At 61.9% G+C, this 23247-nt stretch carries 19 protein-coding genes and 1 pseudogene; 16 read left to right on the forward strand and 4 right to left on the reverse strand.

Annotated elements, in window-relative coordinates:
- The first annotated feature begins 2 nt into the window (after positions 1-2).
- From hemA to ACR9Y2_RS32415, 4 genes and pseudogenes are all read left to right on the forward strand, one after another.
- A complete protein-coding gene (gene hemA / locus ACR9Y2_RS32400; protein ID WP_435046024.1) occupies positions 3-1268 on the forward strand; it encodes a glutamyl-tRNA reductase in 1266 nt (421 codons plus the stop codon).
- A pseudogene (gene hemC / locus ACR9Y2_RS32405) lies at positions 1265-2161 on the forward strand (hydroxymethylbilane synthase); the annotation flags it as partial. The gene hemA and the pseudogene hemC, both read left to right, overlap by 4 nt.
- Complete coding sequence (locus tag ACR9Y2_RS32410; protein WP_435046352.1) at positions 2156-2923, forward strand: uroporphyrinogen-III synthase; 768 nt, start codon at positions 2156-2158, stop codon at positions 2921-2923. The pseudogene hemC and the gene ACR9Y2_RS32410, both read left to right, overlap by 6 nt.
- A complete protein-coding gene (locus ACR9Y2_RS32415; RefSeq protein WP_435046025.1) occupies positions 2892-3242 on the forward strand; it encodes a hypothetical protein in 351 nt (116 codons plus the stop codon). Before ACR9Y2_RS32410 ends, ACR9Y2_RS32415 begins: the two co-directional genes overlap by 32 nt.
- A 49-nt stretch (positions 3243-3291) precedes the next feature.
- Here ACR9Y2_RS32415 and ACR9Y2_RS32420 read toward each other — a convergent pair whose 3' ends face one another.
- Entirely contained in the window at positions 3292-4305 is a 1014-nt protein-coding gene (locus ACR9Y2_RS32420; protein WP_435046026.1) for a DUF2314 domain-containing protein, read from the reverse strand.
- A 186-nt stretch (positions 4306-4491) separates the two neighbouring features.
- Here ACR9Y2_RS32420 and ACR9Y2_RS32425 point away from each other — a divergent pair, with 186 nt between their 5' ends.
- Both ACR9Y2_RS32425 and ACR9Y2_RS32430 read left to right on the forward strand, forming a co-directional pair.
- Entirely contained in the window at positions 4492-5262 is a 771-nt protein-coding gene (locus ACR9Y2_RS32425; RefSeq protein ID WP_435046027.1) for an SDR family oxidoreductase, read from the forward strand.
- Between the two features lie 87 nt (positions 5263-5349).
- Positions 5350-6723 (forward strand): APC family permease, encoded by a 1374-nt coding sequence (locus tag ACR9Y2_RS32430; RefSeq protein ID WP_435046028.1) that lies wholly within the window; start codon positions 5350-5352, stop codon positions 6721-6723.
- Positions 6724-6731: 8 nt separating this feature from the next.
- Here ACR9Y2_RS32430 and ACR9Y2_RS32435 read toward each other — a convergent pair whose 3' ends face one another.
- A complete protein-coding gene (locus ACR9Y2_RS32435) occupies positions 6732-8696 on the reverse strand; it encodes a diguanylate cyclase (protein WP_435046353.1) in 1965 nt (654 codons plus the stop codon).
- 704 nt (positions 8697-9400) lie between these two features.
- Here ACR9Y2_RS32435 and ACR9Y2_RS32440 point away from each other — a divergent pair.
- The 10 genes from ACR9Y2_RS32440 (at position 9401) to ACR9Y2_RS32485 (ending at position 20462) form a co-directional block, all read left to right on the forward strand.
- Complete coding sequence (locus tag ACR9Y2_RS32440) at positions 9401-10429, forward strand: sigma-54 interaction domain-containing protein (RefSeq protein WP_435046029.1); 1029 nt, start codon at positions 9401-9403, stop codon at positions 10427-10429.
- On the forward strand, positions 10398-10685 hold the full coding sequence (locus ACR9Y2_RS32445; protein ID WP_435046030.1) for a PilZ domain-containing protein: 288 nt from the start codon (positions 10398-10400) through the stop codon (positions 10683-10685). The genes ACR9Y2_RS32440 and ACR9Y2_RS32445 overlap by 32 nt, the downstream gene beginning before the upstream one ends.
- Before the next feature lie 122 nt (positions 10686-10807).
- Complete coding sequence (locus ACR9Y2_RS32450) at positions 10808-12919, forward strand: SBBP repeat-containing protein (RefSeq protein WP_435046031.1); 2112 nt, start codon at positions 10808-10810, stop codon at positions 12917-12919.
- Between the two features lie 230 nt (positions 12920-13149).
- Positions 13150-14250 carry an efflux RND transporter periplasmic adaptor subunit gene (locus tag ACR9Y2_RS32455; protein WP_435046032.1) on the forward strand — a complete coding sequence of 367 codons (1101 nt, stop codon included), beginning with the start codon at positions 13150-13152 and terminating at the stop codon, positions 14248-14250.
- Between the two features lie 86 nt (positions 14251-14336).
- A complete protein-coding gene (locus ACR9Y2_RS32460; protein WP_435046033.1) occupies positions 14337-16121 on the forward strand; it encodes a TonB-dependent receptor plug domain-containing protein in 1785 nt (594 codons plus the stop codon).
- Positions 16122-16164: 43 nt separating this feature from the next.
- On the forward strand, positions 16165-17271 hold the full coding sequence (locus ACR9Y2_RS32465; RefSeq protein ID WP_435046034.1) for a 3-keto-disaccharide hydrolase: 1107 nt from the start codon (positions 16165-16167) through the stop codon (positions 17269-17271).
- Positions 17272-17366: 95 nt separating this feature from the next.
- The gene (locus tag ACR9Y2_RS32470; RefSeq protein ID WP_435046035.1) at positions 17367-17861 is read left to right on the forward strand and encodes an Lrp/AsnC family transcriptional regulator; all 495 of its coding nucleotides are present in this window, start codon (positions 17367-17369) and stop codon (positions 17859-17861) included.
- A complete protein-coding gene (yedA, locus tag ACR9Y2_RS32475; RefSeq protein ID WP_435046036.1) occupies positions 17854-18807 on the forward strand; it encodes a drug/metabolite exporter YedA in 954 nt (317 codons plus the stop codon). The genes ACR9Y2_RS32470 and yedA overlap by 8 nt, the downstream gene beginning before the upstream one ends.
- Before the next feature lie 71 nt (positions 18808-18878).
- Complete coding sequence (locus ACR9Y2_RS32480) at positions 18879-19571, forward strand: DUF1326 domain-containing protein (RefSeq protein ID WP_435046037.1); 693 nt, start codon at positions 18879-18881, stop codon at positions 19569-19571.
- A 111-nt stretch (positions 19572-19682) separates the two neighbouring features.
- On the forward strand, positions 19683-20462 hold the full coding sequence (locus ACR9Y2_RS32485) for a hypothetical protein (RefSeq protein ID WP_435046038.1): 780 nt from the start codon (positions 19683-19685) through the stop codon (positions 20460-20462).
- A 12-nt stretch (positions 20463-20474) separates the two neighbouring features.
- Here ACR9Y2_RS32485 and ACR9Y2_RS32490 read toward each other — a convergent pair whose 3' ends face one another.
- Together ACR9Y2_RS32490 and ACR9Y2_RS32495 are read right to left on the reverse strand one after the other, a co-directional pair.
- Positions 20475-21647, reverse strand: a complete 1173-nt coding sequence (locus ACR9Y2_RS32490; protein WP_435046039.1) for a M24 family metallopeptidase — start codon at positions 21645-21647, stop codon at positions 20475-20477.
- A 39-nt stretch (positions 21648-21686) separates the two neighbouring features.
- Entirely contained in the window at positions 21687-22955 is a 1269-nt protein-coding gene (locus ACR9Y2_RS32495) for a helix-turn-helix domain-containing protein (protein ID WP_435046040.1), read from the reverse strand.
- Positions 22956-23247: the final 292 nt, after the last annotated feature.

The raw sequence follows: 23247 nt of genomic DNA on the forward strand, positions 1-23247 counted from the left end.
GCATGAAGGTGATGCTCACGGGTCTCAGCTACAAGACCGCGCCGGTGGAGGTGCGCGAACGCCTGGCGTTTGCCGAATCCGCACTCGGCGAGGCCCTCAGCAACCTGCGTTCCCAAGGCGGCGCCGAAGAGGCGATGATCCTCTCCACCTGCAACCGGGTGGAGGTCGCCATCGCCATGAACGGCGAAATCGATCTCGACCAGGTGTTGGGCATCATCGCCCAAAACCGCGGCATTGACGCCGTGTGGCTGCGGCCTTACCTGTACACGTTTCGCGATGAAGAGGCCATCCGCCACCTGTTCCGTGTGGCCGCCAGCCTGGACTCCATGGTGCTGGGCGAGCCGCAGATCCTGGGCCAGCTCAAAGCTGCTTACGCGGCTGCCAAGGAGCACGGCTCCCTCAGCAATTTCCTCGATTCCGTGCTGACGCGCGCCTTCACCGTCGCCAAACGGGTTCGTTCCGAGACAGAAATTGGCCGCAGTGCCGTCAGCGTCAGCTACGCCGCCATCGAACTCGCCAAGCAGATCTTCGGCCAGCTCAGTTCCAAGAAGGTGCTGCTGGTGGGCGCCGGCAAGATGTCGGAACTCGCGGCCCGCCACCTGCATCGCGCCGGCTGTGAGCAGATCCTGGTCACCAACAGAACGAAGGCCCGCGCCGAGGAGATGGCCGCACTCGTAGGCGGACAGGTGATCGATTACGAGACGTTCCACACCCGGTTGCCGGAGATGGACATCGTCATCACTTCCAGTGGAGCCCCGGACTATCTGTTGAAGAAGGACGAGATGAAACAGGTGCTCAAGAAGCGCCAAAACCGTCCGATCTTCCTGATCGATATCGCCGTGCCACGCAACATCGATCCGGCGCTCAACGACATCGAAAACATCTACCTCTACGACATCGACGATCTCGGCCGCGAAGTGGAACAGAATCGCAAGGCTCGCCAGTTGGAAGCGGACCAGGCCGAACTGATCATCGACGAAGAAATCGTCCGCCTGCTGGAACGCATGAAGGCGCGCGAAGTCGCCCCCACCATCGTCAGCCTGCAGCATCGCTTTGAAGAGATGGGCCGCCTGGAGTTCGAACGCATTCGCGGCAAACTGGGCACGCTCTCGCCCCAACAGGAAGAAGTCCTGGCAGCCTACACGCGAGGCCTGCTCAACAAGCTCGCGCACGGGCCGTTGACCGAAATCCGCCGCGCTGCCGCACAGCCTGAAGGCGACCGCGTACTCACCCTGATCCGCCGGATGTTCCGGCTGGAGGATTCATGAAGCTCAAGATCGGAAGCCGCGGTTCGCAACTGGCGCTGTGGCAAGCCCGCTGGGTGGCCTCGCAACTAGCTGCGCTCGGCGTCGAGACAGACCTCGAAATCATTAAGACGACCGGCGACAAGATCACGGATGTGCCGCTGGCCAAGGTGGGTTCCAAGGGCCTGTTCACGAAGGAGATCGAAGAAGCCCTGCTGGAAGGCCGCATTGACCTGGCTGTTCACAGCTTAAAGGACCTGCCCACCGTGCTGCCGGCCGGCTTGACGGTCGCCGCGATTCCGGAACGCGAGACGCCTCAGGACGCCATCATCGGCTGTAAGCTCGCTGAACTGCCGCAAGGTGCGCGAGTGGGCACCTCCAGCCTGCGGCGCTCCGCACAGTTGAAAAAGCTCCGCCCCGACTTGCGCATCGAAAGCGTGCGCGGCAATCTCGACACCCGCCTGCGAAAGCTCGACGAAGGTCAGTTCGACGCCATCATGCTCGCCGGAGCGGGCCTGCGCCGCCTGGGCTGGGGCGACCGCATCGCCGAATTGATGCCGCCGGAAATCATGTGTCCCGCCGTCGGCCAGGGCGCGCTAGCCATCGAAACTCGTGATGACGGCGGTGATGCATTCAAGGTCTGCAGTCAGTTGGATCACCCGGCCACCCGAGCCGCGGTCACCGCCGAACGCGCTGTGCTCGCCTCCCTCGGCGGCGGCTGCCAGGTGCCCATCGGAGCCTACGCCGTCGTCTCCGGCGATGCGCTGCAACTGCGCTCAGTCGTGATCGATCCGGAGGGCGGAACTTTAATCGTGGATGAGACCAGCGGCCCCGTGACCGAGGCGGCCGCTCTCGGTACCGCCGCCGCGGGCCGTCTGCTGGCCGGCGGAGCCCAGGCAATTCTCGTGCAGGTGTACGGAGCGAATCAGCCTTTGCATGGCCAGCGTGTCGTCGTCACTCGTGCCCGCAGCCAGGCCGGATCGCTTTCCGCCCGCCTGCGTGCGTTAGGCGCCGACGTGCTCGAACTGCCCGTCATCGACTTTGTGCCCCTCGAGTTCTCCGCGCCCGACTTCAAATCGTACGATTGGGCGATCTTCACTTCCGTGAATGGCGTCGAGTTCTTCTTCGACAAAGTGAAGCCGGAGTCAGGGCCGAAGCTGTGCGCGATTGGCTCCGCCACGGCCGAAGCGCTGCGTCAGCGCGGCTTGGAGCCCTCCGTCGTGCCGGATGAGTATCTCGCCGAGAGTGTGGTGGCCGCCCTCAGCGCGGAAGGGCTGGAAGGCCGTTCCATCCTGCTGCCGCGAGCCTCCGTCGGCCGCGACGTGATCCCCGAGGAATTGACTAAACTGGGCGCGCGGGTCGACGTCCTGCCCGTCTACAAGACCATCGTGCCGCCTGAACTGGCGCAGCAGGCGCAAGCCCTGCTGCTGGCCGCCAAACCCAACTGGATCACCCTGACCAGTTCCTCGACCGTGAAAAACCTCCTGGCCGCGGCCGGTCCGGAGTTGGTGTCGGCGTCTAAAATTGCGTCCATCGGACCCGTGACGTCCGAGGTCGCGCGCCGCCACGGCTTGACTGTCACCGTGGAGGCCGTCCCTTCCACCATCGAAGCGTTGCTCGAAGCCATGCAATCGTGGATGGCCCAACATGAACCTGCGCCAAAGCCTGCGTCTGCCTGAACTCCAGCAGACCATTGTCCTCATCCTCCACGCCGCCGAGCGTGAAAAGGTGGAGGGCAAGTACGTCATGGGCCTCATCCCTGAAGAGGGTGGCAAACTCGCCATCGTCTTCGACGACTCAGCAACATTCCATCGCGACATCGCCGAGAAGTACGGTCTGAAGCCCCTGGGCGGCGGCTGGTGCACCATCGACACGCGATCGAAGGTGCTTCTGCTCAGCGGCCGCAGCACGCAGTACGGCATGGAGCCCGATCGCAATATGACTCTCGCCGCGTTCCAGGCGCACTTTCCCAATTATCTGTGTGACCGGACGGAGTAAGGACGCGGGAGGAGGTTGATAGCTTCGCGTATGCGAGGCCACCGATTAATTACTGCTTGTCCCCACCTGAATCGGCCGGATGGGCATTCTGCAGTGCTGTGAGGGTGAAGGCACCGATCAGTTCTCCGCCACGCATAATGGCCCAGTCCTCTACCTGGCTGCGGTCAAGGCTAACTTCGGATCCGAGTTTCAGGTCTCCCAAGTCTACTGGTTCATTCCCCAATAGCCCCAGGAGTGTCTCCCCCTCGATCCGAGTTACGTCGACCCAAATATGTTCGGAGTTGTCTCCACGAGTAATCATTGTCTTGACCGAGAAGTGAGATCCGCCGTTGGAGTTAGAGTTGAACGCCGATTCGAATTCGTGGAATCTGCTCCGTGCCTCAGCCTCAGCTGCTAGCAACCTCGGGTCGTCACTTTGCATTGGAATCACTGGCACCGTTCCGTGTTCCACAAACACGGCCTGTAGGGGATCCGCAGAAAGCAACTTCTCGATCGTCTCATCACCCATGCAGGGAGCAAACTTGCTTAGTTTAGGAGAGTACAAGGCTAGGCAGTCCGGTCCAACCATCTTTGCAGCTACCATCGCCACGATTCGGTAATTCTCCGCGGTTGCTTCCTGCGGATGAAGAACGTCTACGGAAGCCCATGCTTTGTGTTCTTTGATTGCTTTGCTCAGTCTCATTTCCATCTGCCCCTGGCTGGCACCAAGAGGATCTGTCATGTAGGGGGCAGACAGGTTGTGCGCCATGAACATGGTTCCTCGGATGCAGCAGATGAAGTGTGGCGATTGCCCGGTCAACCAACTCGTTGGCGCCGGCTCGTCAGGCTCTACGCCGGTCTCCTCCGACGAATCGATGACTTCGACCTCACACCCTGCCGCGGCACCGAACCACTGGGCCAGGGTGGTCGCATTTAGCGATATCGGATGGCTATGAAAGAGGACAATGCTCTCAGGTGGGGCGCTCTTTCCTTGGCGCCGGCGATTCATCCACCTCCGCGCGAGCCAGGCAAGCACGATGAGAATTACGACTGATAAGTACCACATTGCTGCAATAACCTGCACTCAACCATACTCCAATTCCCATGCGACTTGTTCTCGTAGCGACTCGCGTGCTTCATCATCCTTCTGACAGGGGGAATGCAGCGCGTACTGAGATCTCTCCCCGCGCCTGTGAGATTGCACGGCCTCCTCGAAATGTCATGGCCAGACAGGCACATCGAATTGGGTTTCTCCGCTATAGTGTCTCCGATGCCCAGCGTATTCCGCGATAACCTTCTGGCCGGCCAGTCGGCCTACCTCACCGGAGGCTCCAGCGGGATCTGCCGCGGAATCGCCCAACTCTTCGCCCAACACGGCGCCCGCGTCGGCATCCAGGGACGCGATCCCGATAAGCTGGCCGCCGCAGCCCTCACTTTCCCCTGTGAAACCTTCGCCGCCGATGTGCGCGACTTCGCCGCCACCGAAGCCTGCCTGCAGGCCTTTGGACCCATCGACATCCTCGTCTGCGGAGCCGCTGGCAACTTCCCCGCGCCCGTCCTGGGTATGTCCGCCAATGGCTTCAAGGCTGTCGTCGACATCGATCTCCTCGGCACCTTCAACACCTGCCGCGCCGCCTATCAGCACCTGCGCAAACCCGGCGCCTCCGTCATCTCTATCTCCGCCACGCACGGCTCTCATCCCTATGAGGGCCAGGCCCACGCTTGCGCGGCCAAAGCCGGGGTCGACATGCTGAATCGGGTCCTCGCCCTGGAATGGGGGCCAGCCGGAGTGCGCGTCAATGTCATCGCGCCCGGCCCCGTCGATGGCACCGAAGGCATGCGCCGCCTCGCGCCCACCCCGGAGGCCCGCGCCAAAACCATGGCCGCCGTTCCGCTCGGCCGGTTCGCCGAGATCCGCGAAATCGCTGAGGTCGCCCTCTTTCTCGCCTCGCCTGCCGCGTCTTACATCACCGGAACCGTCCTCACCGTCGACGGCGGTGTCACCCTCTCCTCCGGCCGCGCCTTCCTGTCCGCGGTGTAGCGCAAACTTGCCCAAAATCCCTGGAAACGCAGCAGCGCCGGGCCCCGTCACAACCTGAACTCTTCGCGTCCGCTACAATTCAATCCAATGACCTCTTCCCCCACTCTTCTTAGACGTTTAGGTCTATACTCCGCTACCGCGCTCGTCATCTCGAACATGGTGGGCACCGGCATCTTCACGTCGACCGGCTTCCTGGCCGGCGACCTGGGTGATCCCAAACTGGTGCTCGGCATCTGGCTGGTCGGCGCCATCATCGCTTTGGCCGGAGCATTTTCCTATTCAGAGCTGGGGGTGAATTTTCCCGCGTCCGGCGGCGAGTACGTCTACCTGACCCGCGCCTACGGCCCCACGCTGGGCTTCATGAGCGGCTGGGTCAGCTTCTTCGCCGGCTTCTCGGCGCCCATCGCCGCCGCCGCACTCGCGCTCTCCGACTATGTGGGTTACTTCTTTCCGGCGCTCAAACAGCAAAACGCCTGGTTCCGCTGGAGCGCCGGGGAGATCGGCTTCCAGTTCGGCGGAGCCCAGATCATGGCCGCCGGCATCATTCTCGTCTTCACCGTGCTCAACCTCTTCGGTGTCGAGTTCATCGCCCGCATCCAGAACACGCTCACCTCCGTGAAGATCCTCGTCATGGTCGCCTTCATCGGCTTCGGCCTCCTGATGGGACAGGGCGATTGGAGCCATCTCACGCAGTCGACCGTGCGCACCTCCTCCGCGCCCCTCACCGCGCAGTTCGCCATCAGCCTTTTCTGGATCTATGTCGGTTACAGCGGCTGGAACGCCGCCACCTATATCGCCGAAGAACTCCAACGCCCGGAACGCACCCTGCCCCTGGCCTTGACCATCGGCACCATCCTGGTCGCTGGGCTCTACCTGCTATTCAACGTTGTGTTCATCTACGCCACGCCGCTCTCGGAAATGAAAGGCGTACTCGCCGTCGGCTCCCTCACGGCGAAGGCGCTGTTTGGCGAGAAAGTGGCGGGGCTCTTCAGCGGCCTGCTGGCGATCTCCCTCATGTCCACCGTGAACGCAATGGTCACCATCGGGCCCCGTCTCTATTACGCCATGGCCAAGAACGGCGCATTCCTGCCCGTCGCCGCCAGGATCCACCCCGAATGGCGCACCCCGGTGCCGGCCATCCTCTGCCAGGGCGCCTGCGCGATGCTGATGACCCTCATCAACTTCGGCAACCTGATGACCTACATCGGCTATCTGCTCAGCCTGTTCGCCATGCTCGCCGTGGCCAGCCTCTTCAAATTCCGCGGCCGTCCCGGCTGGCAGAAGCTGGGTGTCGTGAGCTTCGCTTATCCGCTCATCCCCCTGCTGTTCGTGGTTCCTGGCGTCGTGCTCGTCTTCGTCGGACTGCGCTTCGCGCCCGTGATTTCAGCCCTCGCCGCCGCCACCCTGGTCTCCGGAGCGCTCGTCTATCGCTTCCGCCTGCACGGTCGCGTGGTCGAATAGCCGCGCGGCTAGTGGATCGTCTGCGTGCCCTGGGTGCTCTGCTGCCAGAGCGCCCAGTTCTTCTGGGAGCGCAGCCGCTCCGGACTCGCCGCCTTCACCTTGTACATCACCCGGTCGGCTGAGGAGAGCAGATCCTCGGCATCGGCTCCGCCATGCGGATAAGTGGCGCTTCCGATCGAGACCGACAGTTCGAGCCCAGTCTGCAGCCGCGCCTCTTCCAGCACCATCTTGCGAATGTGCTCCGCCCGCTGTGCCGCATTGGCGGCATCCAGGCCCGGCAGCACCACCACGAATTCATCGCCGCCCATGCGCGCCACATAGTCGTACTCCCGGCAGTTGCCCCGCAGCGCCGTTGCCACCACCTTTAGGGCCTTGTTGCCCTCCAGGTGCCCATACTGGTCGTTGATCTGCTTGAAATTGTCGAGGTCGCAGACCAGCAGCGACACCACCTCGCCGCTGCGTTTGCAGCGCGCAATCTCGCTGTCCAGATGCAGGAAAAGGGACCGCGCATTCGGCAGGCCGGTGAGGAAATCGGTGGTCGCCGAAGTCTCTGCCTGCCGGTAGCGCAGCGCATTTTCGATCGCCAGCGACAGCTTCGAACTCACCACCAACAGCACGCGCAAGTGGTCCTTGGTGAAGGAATCCCGCTCGCTGCTGTACAGGGCCAATACGCCGATCACGCCGTTCACCCCCTGCAGCGGCACGGCCAGCGCGCTGCGCAGGGTCGAGAACTTCGACGGGTCGTTCAGGTAACCCGGCTCCACTGAAGGGTTGCCGTTGAGAATCGGCTTCGAATTTTCCGCCACCCAGCCCGAGAGGCCCTGGCCTACCGGAATCTCCAGCGTGGAGAACAGCCGGAAGTTGTCGCCGCTGACGAACTCGGGATGCAGCAGGTTTTCTCGCCGGATATAGACCGCCATCGAATCGTAGGGCACCAGGCGCTTCAGGCGGACACTCAGGACGGACAGCGTCTCGTCCAGGCTCAGCGAACTGCCCAGATTCTGCGCGAGCTCAAACAGGGCATGAGCCTCGTGCCGCGCCGCGGCAATCTTGCTCAGGAAATCCGGTTGCTCGAGAATCGCGGCCGCTTTGGAGGCCGCCGATTTGTCCGAGCCTTCGAAGCCGGCCGCGGGCGCAGCCCCTGCCTCAATCTTGATATCGGTACTAAGTTTCAGCGGCTCGATCTTGCGCGCCTTCGCCATGCGCTCCAGTTCCACATAACGCCGCGCCAACACTTCGACTACCCTCGGGTCAAACGCGCGTCCAGCCTCCTGTACAACGACGCCAATCGCCTGGTCCAGCGGCATCGCTTTGCGGTACTGGCGGTCGCTGGCCAGGGCGTCCAGGCAATCAACGGCAGACAGGATCCGCGCGCCTATCGGTATGTCTTCCCCCCAACGTCCATCTGGATAGCCGCTGCCGTCCCACTTCTCGTGATGCGAACGCACTATCGGCACCACGGGGTAGGGGAATCGCACCCGTTCCAGGATCTCCGCACCCACCACCGGGTGAATCTTCATCTTTTCGAACTCTTCCGGAGTCAGGCGGCCAGGCTTGGAAATGATGTGCTCCGGCACGGCCAGCTTGCCGATGTCGTGCAGCAGCGAAGCCGCGCGCAAGGCCTCCATCTCCGATTCGTTGAGCCCCAGTTCCTTGGCCACTTCCATGGCATAGACCTGCACGCGTTCCAGGTGCTCGTGCGTGGTCTGGTCCTTGGCATCGATGGCCAGCGCCAGGGCTTCGATCGTCCGCAAGTGGAGGGAAGCCATCTCTTCGGCATGCGACCGGCCGTCCTCCAGCCGCGCCATATAGATGCGGTAGGAACGGTAGAGCAGAAACAGCACCGGCACCGCCAGCACCGGCAACTGCCAGCCCACTTCTCCCCGAGCAATGTCGAAGATCCCGGCCAGCACGGCGCCGGCTACATAGAACGGCAGCATCCAGAAGTAGCGGTTCTTCCAGATCACCGGCATCTTCACCCGGGTTTCCAGCGCTTCCTTCGTCGCCCAGGGGAACGAGATCCCTACAAAGAAGGTGGCGCCCGTCAGGATCGCCCGCAGCGCGTCGTTCAGTTCCCGCCGGCCCTCCATCACAAAAACCCCGCGCGAGGCGTAATCGGCCAGCGCGATGGCGATGCACATCACCGAGACGGCAAACAGACTGTCCAGGATCCTGGTGCGCGAGTTCTTCGACGACATCCATTTCTGGGCCAGCGCACTGGCCGCACCCAGGGCCATCGTCTCGGCCGGGGACAGCGACCGCAACGTAATGAGTACAAACAGCAGGTTGATCGGGACCACGCCGAGTTCCGTGTGGTAACCAACCTGCAGCACCGAGGCCAGGATGGCGAGCGTGAAATAGCTCAGGTACTGAACCGGATCCTGGTTGTTCCAATACCGCAGTTGCGGCAGGAACACAGCGATCCCAAGAACAATCATGATCCGGGTGTAGGTCTTAGCCACGTTCGACATGTGTGCTTCTACCCGTGAACCATCGGAGGAAGTCGATGGAAACATTACCATTCTGGGAGGCTAAGCAAACTCCTACGCTCATCTAAGGCTAGTTTGGGTGCGGTTTCTCGATGATTTCGGCTATAGCCTGGAGAGGAAATCGTCGAATGAACAAATAGGCCACTTCCATGCCAGTGCCGCCGGTTCACGAATTCGAGTTCCTTGGGATGCGAGCGATCGTCGCCAGCCCGCGCATGCTGGCTGCCCTCGACCTGGTCGAACGGGTGGCCCGGACCTCGGCCACCGTGCTCGTCCAGGGCGAGAGTGGCAGCGGGAAAGAATTGATCGCCCGCGCTTTGCATCATCTCTCCCTGCGCGGCAGCCGCCCCTGGGTGGATATCAGTTGCGGTGCCCTGCCGGAGCATCTCATCGAGAGCGAACTGTTCGGCTATGAGCGAGGAGCGTTCAGCGGCGCCGATTCCTCCAAACCCGGCCTATTCGAACTGGCCAATACCGGCACGCTCTTTCTTGACGAAATTGGCGAGTTGGAGCCGCGTATGCAGGTCAAACTGCTCCGTGTGCTCGACGGCATGCCCTATTACCGCCTGGGTGGTACAAAGAAGATTACCGTGGATGTCCGCGTCCTCACCGCCACCAATGTTGACCTGGAGGTAGCGGTTTCCGAGGGCCGATTCCGCCGTGACCTCTACCACCGCCTCAGCCAGATGACCCTGCGAGTGCCCCCGCTGCGCGAGCGGCCTGAAGACACCCAGGCCCTGGCGTTGCACTTCCTCAATCTGCACGATCCGTCGATGCACATGTCCGCCGAAGCGCTGGAAGCATTGATTCACCATTCCTGGCCCGGGAATGTAAGGGAATTGAGGAATGTCATCACGCGTGCCGCCATCCTGGCCCGCAATGGCGTCATCCTCAGCTCCGATCTGGAGCTGCCCGTCCGCCTACAGTCGATCCCATCGCGCGTGCCCGTCGAGATCGGCAGTGGGCCTCAGTCCGGAGCCGCCTCCCCCCATTCCGCCCATGGGGCTATCCTGGATGGGCTGGAGCGCGAGACAATCATGCGCGTGCTGGATGAAACCCGCGGTCACCGGCAACGGGCGGCCGATCTGCTGGGCATCTCACGCCGAACTTTGAGTAGGAAGCTCAGACAATACCGTCTGGAAGAGGAACCGTCCGAAGTGCCGGTGAATGGCCATAAGTGGAACCATGACAGAGAGTTACCTGGAAAAACGGCGTGAGCCGCGATTTCGCGCCGAAGGCCGCGTCACCTTTAGAGCGGTGGACAACGCCGGGGCCGCGCCCTTCGAAGGCCGCCTGATCGATGTCAGTGAGACAGGCTTCCGTGCCGCCCATTCCGATACCGGGCTGGCGCGCGGGCAGGAAGTGTTGTTCGAACACAGCAAGGCCCAGGGCCGTGCCCGGGCAATCTGGAACCGAATTCTGGACGGAGAGGTCCAGACCGGTTTTCTGGTCGTCGCCGGCGAGTCCCGCTGACCGCCAACTGCCTGAAAATTGAGCGCATACCCTCCCTTTGGGTTTTGTTGTACCCGCGCCCCCATCCAGGACCGTATAATGTTTAGTTTGGGGCAGTCAGCCTGCCTCATCCACAAACTCGCATGCGCATCCTGCCGATCCTTACCATTGCCGCCGCCGTGACCGCTGTCGCAGGCACCAGCCCCTCCGATCCCCATAAGGCTCTCAGCCTGTTACCGGCCTGGTTCGAACCGGCACCGGATAATACGCGGTTCACCTCCCACCTCTCCACCATGCCGGTTTCCATCGACGCCTCTGGTGCGATGTTAGGCGGCAAGCTGCGCATGTCCCTGGCTGGCGGCCAGGCTGACGCGCGGTTGGAAGGCGTGCAGCGGCAGCAGGCGACTTCGAATTACATCATCGGCCGCCAGCGTTCCAAGTGGCGCGCCGATGTCCCTCATTTTGATCGTGTTGCCGTGCGCGGTGCTTACCCCGGAATCGATGTCCTCTACTACGCGCAGGATAAGCAGCTCGAGTACGACTTCCTGGTCCAGCCCGGTTCCGATCCTAAGGCAATTCGCCTTCGCTTCTCCGGCGCCCGGCCGAAACTGGTGGAGACCGGCGAACTGGAACTTGCGGCCGGCATTCGCCAGCACGCCCCCGTCGCCTACCAGATGCGGGATGGCCGTCGCCTCCCGGTGACCAGTTCCTACGAGATTGCCCGCAATGGCGAAGTGGGTTTCCGGCTCGGCAAATACGACCGCAACCTGCCGCTGGTGATCGACCCCGTCGTCTCCTGGGCCGGCTATGTGATCGGCGATAGCGCCGACATCATCAATGCGGTGGTCGCAGACCCCGCGGGCGGTTTCTGGGTAGCGGGCGGAGCCGCGGCCCAGGTGGATATCCCGGAAGATACCAATCCGTACTATTTGACCAACAGCGGCCTCAAGGACGTTTTCCTGGCCAAGATCGTCTCCGACGGCGCCTCCTGGAAGCTGGTCTATTGGAGCTACATTGGCGGCACCGCAGACGACGAAGCCAATGGCCTGACGTGGTTCGGTTCCCGCCTGGCGATGACCGGCAGCACGGCCTCCACTGATTTCCCGTTGAGCGGCAATGCGTTCCAGTTGGAACTCGGCGACCCGAATCCTGACAATGAGGATGCGGACGACGACGAAGTGGCGGGCGGCATCGACGCCTTCGTCTTCGTCTACGATCCGGCCGCCGGCGGCCTGGATACCCTCACTTATTCGACTTTCTACGGCGGCACCGGCACCGATGTCGGGCAGGCGATCGCCGCCGGCCCCAACGGCACGCTGGCCATCACCGGCTACACGAACTCGGGCGTACTGTATGGCGCCAAGGAAGGCGTTGCCCTACAGCCCTCCAACCGCGGAGGACAGGACACCTTCATCGCTGTCGTGCGGCCCTTTGCCGATACGGTGCCGGGTACCCTCATCATGTCCACCTTCCTGGGCGGCAACTCCACCGACGTCGCCAACGCCATCGGCTTTGACAGCAAGGGCATGGTTTACGTCTCGGGCTCGACTCTTTCGAGCGATTTCCCCCTGGCGGGCGCCAGCTATCAATCCTCTGCGAAGGCTGGGGGCAACATCTTCTTCACGAAGCTCGATCCCAACCAGACAGCCTTCGATTCGCTGCTTTACTCGACCTATATCGGCGGCCGCGGTATTGATTCCGGCCAGGCCATGGTGATCGATTCGCAGGACCGGGCCTGGATCGCGGGCTATACCACCTCCAATGATCTGCCGGTCACGCCCGGTGCTTATCAGTTGTCACTGGCGGGTGGCGTCGATGCCTTCCTCCTGGCCGTGGATCCCTCCAAGACAGGCGCGGCGATCATCCCCTACTGCACCTACTTCGGCGATACCGGCACCGATATTGCCTACGCCTTAGCGCAGAGCCCGGTGGACGGAACCTTTACCCTGGGCGGTTATACGACCTCGGCCAACTTCCCGTTGAAGAATATCGATGGCTACACCAAGCCGCCCGTCCGCCTGGTGGAATCGTGGGCGGCGCGCATCGATACAACCAAGTTCGACGCCTCGGCCCTGGTCTGGTCGCTCACCTTCGGCGGCAATCTGAACGATGTCGTCACCACCATGGCCGTGGATGCCCAGGGCAGCGCGTTTCTGGCTGGTTTCAGCAATTCCAACAACCTGCCGGTCTCCAACGGCCAAGGCAAGCCGAACGATACGGCCAGCAACACCGGGTTCTTCCTTTTAGTCAAGTAAGAATATCGCGGCGGGCGGACCATAAACCTCGATACAATAGCGGCTTCCGGAAACCTTCCCCCCTCGAAGCGCGCCTAGTCATTGGGGTGCGCGGAAGGTGTCCCCCAGGTAGCCGCATGGATTTCAATCGTTCTTTTTTAGGTCTTCTTAGCGCAGTATCCATCCTGTTTCTCTCAGCTTGCACGCGCACCGCCCCGGCCGCTGCAAAGAAAGACACCGGACCCGTACCCGTGAAAGTGGCACGCGTCTCCCTTCGAGCCATCCAACGCTCGGTTGAAGGCGTTGGCACGCTTTTTCCCTATGACGAAGCCATCATCAGTGCCGAGACCGACGGTCCTCTGCAGCAGGTGAGCGTCGACCTGGGCGACCTCGTCACCCAAGGACAGGTGCTGGCCCGCATTTCCGACGAAGAGGCCCGCTATCTCGTTGCCCAGCAGGAGGCGCAACTGCGCCAGGCGCTGGAGCGTCTCGGCCTGAAGGACGACAAAGACCGGTTGCAGGACGTCCGCGAAGCGCCCGACGTGCGCCGCGCCAAAGCCGACCTGTTTGAGGTGGAGGTTCGCTATAAGCGCACCCGCGAACTGGTGGATCAGGGCATCGGCCCGAAGTCGGACCTCGACCAGGCCCAGGCCCGGTTCCAGTCGGCGCAGGCCGCGTATGACCAGACGCTGAACCAGACCCGCAACCTGGTGCAGGAGATTGAACGCTATAAGGCCAGCCTCGACCTGCAGCGGAAGAAGCTGCGGGATACCACCGTGCGCGCCCCCTTTGCCGCTTTCGTGAAGGATCGCCAGGCTGTAGTCGGCGCCTATGTGCGCGCCAATTCGCCGCTGTTCACTTTGGTCAAGATTGATCCCATCCGGCTGCGCGTCGAAGTGCCGGAACGCATGGCGCCCTGGGTGAAACTGGGCCAGCGGGCCGAAGTCATCGTGGAAGCCTTCGAGGGCCGCAAGTTTGAAGGCAAGGTTTGGCGCATCTCCCCCACCGTGGACCAGACCAAGCGGACGTTTGTCGTTGAGGCGCTCATCCAGAACACCAATCACGAGTTGAAACCCGGTTCCTACGCCCGGGCGCGTCTCGATACAGACAAGATTGAGAACATCCGCGTAGTGCCGTCACAGGCTATTCTGTACGTTCTTGGTACGAATAAATCCTACGTCGTGAAAAAGGACGAGTCCATCGACGTGCGGGACGTGAAGGTCGGTGACCGGTTCCCCAAGGAGATCGAGATCCTGGAGGGGCTGAATGAGGGCGAGACCGTCGCCATCTCCAGCCTGACGCGGCTCGATATGGGTGCGAAGGTCAGGATTTCCACCACTGAGGCCAATTAGGTCCAGGCGTACCGGCCGGGGAAATCTGCGAAAATGGAAATGAAGGGTGGGTTGTCCGAAATGCGCGATGCCACCCTCATCTCCTCATGCGCCTTCCTCTCCTGTGTCTTTGTCTGACGCCAGCTTCCTGCCTGTTGTTCGCGCAGTCCGATCCGCCCGTCCTGAAGCAGTCCGTTGTAGTGACCGGCACCTGGCAGCCCCTGCCGCTCGAAGAGGCCGACCGCAGCATCGACTCATTGCCGGTCCGCGGCCAAACTCTTCTCTTCAACACCTTTGTCGACCTGCTCCGGCTGGACCCGTCGCTCGACCTGCGCCAGCGCGGCCAGAACGGCGTGCAGGGCGACCTCTCCATCCGCGGCGCCAGTTTCGGCCAGACCCTGGTCCTGTTGAATGGCCGCCGGATGAACGATCCGCAATCCGGGCATCACAATATGGATTTGCCGGTGCCGATGGAAGCCATTCAGTCAATTGAGGTTCTACGCGGTGCGGGCTCTACGCTATATGGCTCGGATGCGGTAGGTGGCGTGGTGAATATCATTACCGCTCCGCCGGAGGCCTGGCAGGCGCGCATCCGCCTGGCCGCCGGCAGTTTCGGGACGAACCAGGAATCGGCCACCGTCACCGGACTGGTTGGCCCGCTCACGCAGCAGTTCACTTTCTCGCGCGACTTCTCCACGGGCTTCATCGCTAATCGCGACTACCGGAACCTGGCCTTCGGCTCCACTACACGCTATGCCTCGAAATTGGGTTCGACTGACGTGGATCTGGGTTACGCCGATAAGCCCTTCGGAGCCCAGGATTTCTACGGCGCTTATCCGTCATGGGAACGGACCAAAACCTGGTACAGCGGCTTGCGCCAGTCGTTTGGGGAACGCACCGAAGCGGCCTTCAGCTTCCGACGCCACACCGATCTGTTCTATCTCTACCGGGATAATCCGCAGCGCTACCAGAACAACCACGTGGCCGAAAGCTGGCAGGCCAGCGTACGCCGCCGCGAACCGCTGGGCCGCACGATGACGCTCTTTTACGGCGTCGAAAGCTTCGGTGAGAATATCAATTCGACCAACCTGGGTGTCCATAGCAGGGCGCGCGGGACGGGCTATGTTTCCCTCGACATCCGGGCGCTGAAGCGCTTTTCGCTCACGACCGGGATTCGGACGGAGAGCTACCGCGGGGTCTTCGACCAGGTGAGCCCCTCGGTTGGGGTTGGCTACTACGCGACCTCGAAGTTCAAGCTGCGAGGCGGAGTGAGCCGGGCCTACCGGCTGCCAACCTTCACGGAACTGTACTACAAGGATCCGGCCAACCAGGGCAACGCGGCTCTGAAAACCGAGACCGCCTGGAGCACGGAAGCCGGCGCCGAGTACCGGCCCACCGCCAACCTGCGCCTGCAGGCGACCGCCTTCCATCGCCGCGACCGCAACGGCATCGACTACATGAGCGCTTCTCCGACGGGGCCATGGGTGGCCGCCAATATTGTCCGGCTGAACTTCACCGGCGTGGAGACTTCGGCCGCCTGGCGCTGGCGCCACCAGTTGTTCGATGTCAGCTACACGGGCCTGCGCGGCGTCTCCGAGTTGCTGCCTGGAATCTATACGAAGTACTCCTTCAACTATCCCATCCACTCCGCAGTGGCCTCCTGGACAGGCACCTTGCCCGGTTCCATCACGGCCAGGACGCGCATCGGCGCCATGGAGCGCCGGGCCCGCGATCCCTACGGAGTATGGGATCTATACCTGGCGCGGAATCGTGGTCCGGTACGCCCATTCGTCCAGTTCACCAATCTGGCCAACACCCGCTACCAGGAAATCCTGAGCATCCCGCTGCCCGGCCGGGCAATGTTGGGCGGCGTCGAGATCGTCATCCGATAGAGAGTTACCCTCGGGACGCCCGGTTGTTGCACAATTTGAGGGAATGCTCTCCCGACGCACCTTCCTTGCCGCCGTTCCCGTGGCCGCCCTCGCCCAGCAGGCGGACGAGTCCGGATTCCAGCCCGTCACCGGCTGGACGATTGTCGATGGGCCTGATTCGGCCTATACCATCTCCGGTTCCGAGGTTGCCGTGCATTCGCACGCCTCCTTCCCGTGCTGGCTGCGCTCCGGCCGGCAATTTGAGAATTTTGAGCTGCGGGGCGAGTTCTTCGTGAAGGGCTGGACGGACTCAGGGCTCTACCTGCATGCCCCCGAGTTCGGCCGTCCATCACTGGCCGGGTTCCAGATCAAGGTCTTTCACGAAAAGGAAGCCAAACCGACCCCCTATTCCGTTGGCGCCTTGTTCCCCCTGATCGCGCCATCGAAGATCAACGTCCAGCCCGGCTGGAATCCCATTCGGGTCGTCTTCGACTGGCCGAAACTGCAGGTGTCGGTGAATGGGGAAGTGGTGCAGGATCTGGATGTTACCGCCAACCCGGACCTCGCGCCGCGGCTGCGCAGCGGCTACCTGGGGATCGTCGCCGCCTCGGCCGAGTGCAAGTTCCGAAACCTGCGGGTGAAAGAATTGCCAGGCAAGCAGAAGTGGCAGCCGCTCTACAGCCAGCCGGGCGATCTGGCCGCGAAATGGGCGGTCTCCGAAGGCAAGCCAAACTTTACTGAACTGGGCGATATCCTGCGCGCCGACGGAGCAGGGCATCTGGCGTCGAAGGAGCAGTTTCGCGACTTCCAGTTGCAGCTCTACATCCGGGGTTGCCCGCAGCACAATGGCGGGGTCCTGTTCCGCAGCGGCGGCCGCGGCACCAACCCCAGCAAAGGCTATGAGATCCAGCTCCACAATGTGGAGGAGGCGCACTTCCCCACCGGGTCGTTGTACCACTTCAAGCGCGCGCGCTACCCGCGGATCGAGGACGGCAAGTGGTTTCTATTCGAGCTGTGGGTGAAGGACAAGCAATGCCGGGTACGCATCGATGGGGATACCGTCCTGGAGTACGCCACGCTGGAGAACCTGGAAGAAGGGTTCATCGAACTGCAGGCGCACCGGCAAGGCTTCTGGCTGGAGTTCAAAGACATCCTGATTCAACGTTTGTAAGAACGATGTTCTGAGATACGGATACGTAACAGAATTCCATTCGTCTTGACTGTCGGAATTGCGAAGCTTATGCTGGGAAGCATAGGAGATTCGCAATGCTTGACGACGTCGACGCCCAACTACTCGCCGCGCTGCAGTTTGACGCCCGGGTCAGCAATGTAGAACTCGCCCGGCAGGTGGGCATGGCTCCTTCCGCCGTCCTGGAACGCGTCCGGAAGTTGGAAGAGCGCGGGCTAATTCGAGCGTACGAAGCCAAATTGAACGCACGCGCGCTAGGCATTGGCCTCACGGCGTTTGTCTTCGTGCGGGCCGAGGAGCGCATCGGCGCGCAGGAGACTTCGCTCCAACTGGCGGAGATTCCAGAAGTCCAGGAAGTCCACCATATTGCCGGAGAAGACTGCTATCTGGTGAAACTGCGCGTGCACGACACCGACGCCTTGGCCATCCTATTGCGCGAGAGTTTCGGCAGCATTCCCACCATTCGCTCGACCCGCACGACCATCGTTCTCCAAACAGTGAAGGAAGTTTCCACGCTGCCCATTCCGGCGCCAAAGGCCGGGGCGGGGAAGGGGGAAAAGAGCCGTGTCTGACACCAGAACCATACCCATCCGCTGGCAGCTATTGCTAGCCTTTGCCATTGTTTACGTGGTGTGGGGCTCGACTTACCTGGGCATCCGCTACGCGATTGAGACCATCCCTCCGCTGCTGATGGCGGGCACCCGATTCCTGACGGCCGGGTCGATCCTGTTGATCTGGAGCCTCTTCCGCAATAAGGCGCGGCCCACCTGGAAGCACTGGCGCACGGCGCTGGTGATGGGTACGCTCATGTTGTTGTGTGGCAATGGCTTTGTCACCTTGGCCGAGCAGCGGATCCCGTCCGGCCTGGCGGCGTTGCTGGTGGCCAGCGAGCCGCTCATGCTCGTCCTGGTGGCTTGGGCCGCACCGCGCGGTCTGCGGCCGAAGGCCCGCGATTTCGCCGGTATCTTCCTTGGTTTCGCCGGCGTGGCCGTGCTGGTTTGGCCGTCGAATGTGAGCGGACCGGGGGCCGACCTGATCGGCGCCGCCCTGGTGCTGAGCGCCGCATTCGGTTGGGCGGTCGGGTCAATCTATGGCATGGACGCTCCAACGGCTCCGGCTCCGATGCTGGCGAACGGCATGACCATGCTGAGCGGCGGGACTCTGCTGTTCCTTTCGGGCTTGTTGCGCGGCGAGTTGCCGCAAGTTCACCCCGAGAAGTTCTCCGCTGTGTCGATCGCGGCCTGGGGCTACCTTGTCGTATTCGGGTCGATTCTGGCGTTCTCGGCCTACACCTATCTACTCACCGCGACTACTCCGGCCAAGGCAAGCACCTATGCCTTCGTCAATCCGGTGGTAGCAGTCATCCTGGGGTGGCTGATTGCGGGTGAGCCCCTGACCGTCCGCGCCTTGTGCGCGATGGTTGCGATTGTGGCGGCTGTCATTATCTTGACGGCGGGGCATCGTAAGAAGGCAGAACCCGAGCCAGGCTTTGGGGCTGAGGCGCTGGCAGCGGAATAGCGGCGCCAACGGCTGGGGCGGGCAGGCGCTATGCTGGAGGTAGTTCACTTCTCATCTGGGAGAAACATACGATGACGCAGTTCTGGAAGACGAGTGTCTGTGCAGTGGCGCTCGCGGCGCTGGGCATGGCCGCCGAACCTACCACTGAAGTCTCCGGCAATTATGTCGAATCACGCACGGCCGATGTGTACGTAGGTGCGTGTTTCGCCAACTCCGAGGTGCAACTGGTTGGAAACCTGGCGGTTTTCGGCTGGCAGATCAACAAGGGCGCCTGGAAGGGCGTATCGCTGGACGGCCTGAATGTGGCCGCGGCGGTTCGGGCCAATTCGACTCTGGGCGACAGGACGGGGCAGCCCTACCCGGTGAAAGCCTATCTGATCGTCGACCAGAAGGCGAATCTCGAGCAGCGACAGGCGCTGAAGGAATTCGCGCAGCGGATGACGGGCGATCTTCTGGAAGACATCGTACGAATTGATGCGCTGCCGATCTCGTTCGAGGTAGCGAACAACAACATCCACGAAAAGCGCGTGACATTGAACGCGGGCACGCTGGCGGAGATCCGGACCCGGGCACTGGTGGACAGCGATTCCACCTGCGGCCACGAGGCGACAGTGTATGATCCGCTCTCGAAAACCGAACACGCGATGCCGGCCTACACCATGGAGAGCAAGTTCAGCGGTTCGCCGACCGGCGATTTGAGGGCGCGCTGGACCAGCATCGACAAGCGGAGCGCCTATGTCGGCACCTTCCATGTGACCGAATAGAAAAACTCTACAGTTTCGTGTAGTTGAAAGGGGGACCCAGTGTGGTTCCCCTTTTCTTTTGTCCTGAAGATTTACTCAAACAAGGATAAAAAGATCCGATTACATGGTACTATGAGTCTGTTGAAACTCGCGTCCATCCTACTTCCCCTTGCCATCGGTCCTCTGTTCGGCCAGGCTGTCTCCAGCGACTCAGCGCCCTCCAACCGTCCGGCGCGCCGGTGGGTCACTTCTGTTTCGTCCGGGTTTGCGGATTGTTTCCAACTTACCCTCGGCGGCCTGTTCGGGGAAGGTCCTGCCTGGCAGACGAAGGTGACAACGGGGATCAGCAATGCGGTGGTGAAGGGCGACATGCTCTATCTACATGGGTGGAATACCCATGACTCGCCGTCGCATTCCAACGACTGGATGGCCGGGTTGGCGTATAAGGCGCCCGTGTGGAAGCACCGGGATCAGTTTCTGAGCCTCGGAACTGGTTTTTACAAGCTCCGCTTTCCCAGCGTGAAAACAGGCGTCAACGACTGGATGATTCCGATCAACCTGCAGTACCAGGCGAAGCCGAAGCTGCCCATCCTCGTCACCAGTGACGCGTGGACCCTGCCCACCAGCACCCTGCAACGCGGGACTCTCCTGCATACGCAAGGGTGGGTCATCCATCCGCTGGTGAAGCGCGACGATGTGCAGGTGCAGTTCCGGCACGGGCCCGCGCACACCCATTCCTGGGGTTTCTGGGGCACACAGGGCGAACGGATCTGGCGCTACCAGACGATGCTGGTGATCTCCTGGAAAAACACGACGCTGGAAGGCGGCTACCGGAAGCAGTGGGGCCAGCAGCCTGGCATGCAGCACAACACCTTCTGGCAGTTCGCGCTGACCCGCACCTTCACGATGTAGCCCCCGCCGGGACTACATCAATCGCATCAGCTCAGTCTGGATCTCGCCGGTCACTTCGGCCGAAGTTTCGTGGCGGAACATATTGATTTCGCTGCGGATGCCGAAGTCGCTCAAATACACGCCAGGTTCCACTGAGAAGCACGCGCCGGGGATGACCAGGCGCTCGTCGTGGGTCTCATAGTTGTCCATGTTGGCGCCATTGCCGTGGACCTCTTCGCCGATGGAGTGGCCGGTGCGGTGGAAGAAGTGCTCGGCCAGACCCTTTTCGATGAGGTGATTGCGGCAGGCGTCATCCACCTGGTAGCCCTGCAGCGACTTGCCGGTGGCCACCGTTTCCTTCACGCACCGGATGGCCGCATCGCGCGCGCCGGTCACTGCCGCGAAGACGTTCAGCATGGCGTCGGTGGGTACCGGGCCGCAGAAGCCGGTCCAGGTGATGTCGTAATAGATGGAACGAGGCTTGTCGAATTTGGCCCACAGGTCGATGAGCAGCAGGTCGCCCGGCTGGATGGCCACGCTGTTTTCGGGTGAGGGCGAGTAATGCGGATCGGCCGCGTGTGCGTTGACGCCGACGATGGGGCCGTGATCGGTGAAGAGTCCTTCTGCCTTGAAGGAATCGAGCAGGAACTGCTGGATCTCTATCTCGGTGACGGTCGTTCCCGAGGCCAGAGCCTGGCTGACCTTGGCGAAGGCAGCGCGCCGGATGGCATCGACCTTCACCCCAGCGGCCATGTGCGACTCGTACTGTTCCTGCGAACAGCGCGCTTCAAATAGCTGCACCAGGTTGGCGGAGGTGACGATCTCCACCCCGGTCGCCCGGACGAGTTCCAGGGTGCCGCCATCGACGTTGGCCACGTAGGGCACAGCGCAGTTAGGAGAGTACTGCATGGCGACGGTCTTGTAGCCAGCGAGCAGTGCGGCCAGGGCTTCGCGCTGCTGCATCCAGCCCGCATATTGGCGGCGGGCGCCAGGCAGGTTCCCCAGCACCTTGGCTTCAATCTTGTGTACGAGCCCTACCGGCTCACCCTCGGCCGGGACTAGGTAGTACCAGCGGCGCGTGACCATCTGGCCCGGCTCGTGTTGCAGCACCCGGTAAGCGAGCGGGTCGCGGTGGTGGTGGTCGAAGAACAGCCAGGCGTCGAGCCCCTCCTCGCGAAGAGCTTGCTGGATCTCGGCAATGCGCATGAGTCTACTGTATTACGCAGAGGTGGCGAAGCGCAGAAGCTAGCGGCGGTCGATGCGCAGCTGTTTGCGGAGAGTGTTGATCCCTTCGGGGCCCAGGTCACGGGCGAGATCCTGCTCAGCATGCAGGCGCATGACCGCGGAGTTGAAGGCGGCCGACGGAGCCACGTCGACGGCTTGCAGTTGACGATCCAAGGTGTATAGCAGATAACCCTTCTGACCTTCGAGGGTCTCGTGCACGGTCACCTGGATGGAGTCGCCGATCAGGTCTATCGTCTCAATGAAGTTGAACGGTTCGCGTTTGCGGTTAAGGATCGTGCGGGGGAAATAGACGACCGCCTTCTCGGTTCCGGGGAACATGCCGCGCAATTGCACCTGGCTGGCCGGGCTCTCAGGTGGAGGTGAGCCGTGGACATTGCGGGGGTCGAACACAAGCAGAACAGCCTGATGGTCCGACTCCCGGATTCCGCCGGCCAGGATCTCGTCGATGCCGTCGCCGTCAAGGTCCAGGGCGCGCACGACATTCATATGGCCGAACTGCCAGTATTCACCACGCTGCCGCCCGCTGGAATCGACCACCAGCAGGACGGAAGGGCTCAATGTGTGGTGGACAAAGACGGCAGCCGTCCATAAGGTGGAATCGTGCTCCGGCGAGGGGAATGTTACGAAGCTCCGGACAACATAGGGGGGCGAAAACTCGCGGGTTGAGTTTTGGACTGCTTGGGAGATGGAGAGTTTCCAGCGGTTGGCTCCGGTGGAGGAAAAGCAATACAATTCCCAACCTTTTGATTCGCGCTGTACGTGTGGATAAATCGAGAGTGTTTCCGGCTCGCCATCATGATCGAGATCTCCGACCCAGGCAACTCGGGGCGTCCGGAGGTCAACATCCTCGTTAATGGGGTATGGGAATACTCGGTGCCAGACCGGGCTGCCCTCCGCACTGTAAGCGGTGATGGTATTGCCGTGCCAGGTAGCATAAGCGACACGCTGGGTCTGCCAGGCGCTACGCGTTGTCCAGAGCAGCATGCCGGCCAGGGAAAGGATGCCCAGCGCCAGCGCGGCGGCGATGCGCTGCAGAATCACCACATTGGTCCACCAATGGATTTCGGCCAGGCGGCGGCTGCGCCATTCGAGCAAGTCTGATTCAAGGGCGGCGACTCGCTTGCCATCGCGCTGAACCGGGAGGCCGCGGCTCTTTTCGTAGATTTGCGCGGTCCGGACACTAATCCCCAGAACGGCCGCAATCTCTTTCCAGGAGGATAGATGGCGAGGAGGCGTCGAGGGCTCCTCATGGCGATTTGTTGTGGCCATCAGTGACGAGCCAGTTTAGCATTCTAGGTGAAGTGGTACCAGCAATTCACTGATCTCTTGGAAGATGGAAAAGAGTAAGACTGGAGGATGTCCTCTTCATTCGCAGCGGGTTCATGTCTTGCCTGATTCATGAATTCGGACTACACTGAGGTTGTTCATTGCCGTGAGACGCCGATGCGATTCCCGACGAATTCGTTGACCATTGCGCCTGACCACACCGCGGTAGTTGTACCGGTGGCGGCTGGCGTGCGTCGCGCCTAGCCGCCTGCTCCGCTGCGAGCCAGACTCCTCC

The sequence above is a fragment of the Paludibaculum fermentans genome (assembly GCF_051172195.1).
In the GTDB taxonomy this organism is placed as follows: Bacteria; Acidobacteriota; Terriglobia; order Bryobacterales; family Bryobacteraceae; genus Paludibaculum; species Paludibaculum fermentans_A.

Bases quoted from the DNA above. Each gene is read 5' to 3' on its own strand.
- hemA (WP_435046024.1), top strand. From the start codon at position 3: ATGAAGGTGATGCTCACGGGTCTCAGCTACAAGACCGCGCCGGTGGAG.
- ACR9Y2_RS32415 (WP_435046025.1), top strand. From the start codon at position 2,892: ATGAACCTGCGCCAAAGCCTGCGTCTGCCTGAACTCCAGCAGACCATT.
- ACR9Y2_RS32425 (WP_435046027.1), top strand. From the start codon at position 4,492: ATGCCCAGCGTATTCCGCGATAACCTTCTGGCCGGCCAGTCGGCCTAC.
- ACR9Y2_RS32430 (WP_435046028.1), top strand. From the start codon at position 5,350: ATGACCTCTTCCCCCACTCTTCTTAGACGTTTAGGTCTATACTCCGCT.
- ACR9Y2_RS32435 (WP_435046353.1), bottom strand. From the start codon at position 8,696: ATGCCGGTGATCTGGAAGAACCGCTACTTCTGGATGCTGCCGTTCTAT.
- ACR9Y2_RS32440 (WP_435046029.1), top strand. From the start codon at position 9,401: ATGCGAGCGATCGTCGCCAGCCCGCGCATGCTGGCTGCCCTCGACCTG.
- ACR9Y2_RS32445 (WP_435046030.1), top strand. From the start codon at position 10,398: ATGACAGAGAGTTACCTGGAAAAACGGCGTGAGCCGCGATTTCGCGCC.
- ACR9Y2_RS32450 (WP_435046031.1), top strand. From the start codon at position 10,808: ATGCGCATCCTGCCGATCCTTACCATTGCCGCCGCCGTGACCGCTGTC.
- ACR9Y2_RS32460 (WP_435046033.1), top strand. From the start codon at position 14,337: ATGCGCCTTCCTCTCCTGTGTCTTTGTCTGACGCCAGCTTCCTGCCTG.
- ACR9Y2_RS32465 (WP_435046034.1), top strand. From the start codon at position 16,165: ATGCTCTCCCGACGCACCTTCCTTGCCGCCGTTCCCGTGGCCGCCCTC.
- ACR9Y2_RS32470 (WP_435046035.1), top strand. From the start codon at position 17,367: ATGCTTGACGACGTCGACGCCCAACTACTCGCCGCGCTGCAGTTTGAC.
- ACR9Y2_RS32480 (WP_435046037.1), top strand. From the start codon at position 18,879: ATGACGCAGTTCTGGAAGACGAGTGTCTGTGCAGTGGCGCTCGCGGCG.
- ACR9Y2_RS32485 (WP_435046038.1), top strand. From the start codon at position 19,683: ATGAGTCTGTTGAAACTCGCGTCCATCCTACTTCCCCTTGCCATCGGT.
- ACR9Y2_RS32490 (WP_435046039.1), bottom strand. From the start codon at position 21,647: ATGCGCATTGCCGAGATCCAGCAAGCTCTTCGCGAGGAGGGGCTCGAC.
- ACR9Y2_RS32495 (WP_435046040.1), bottom strand. From the start codon at position 22,955: ATGGCCACAACAAATCGCCATGAGGAGCCCTCGACGCCTCCTCGCCAT.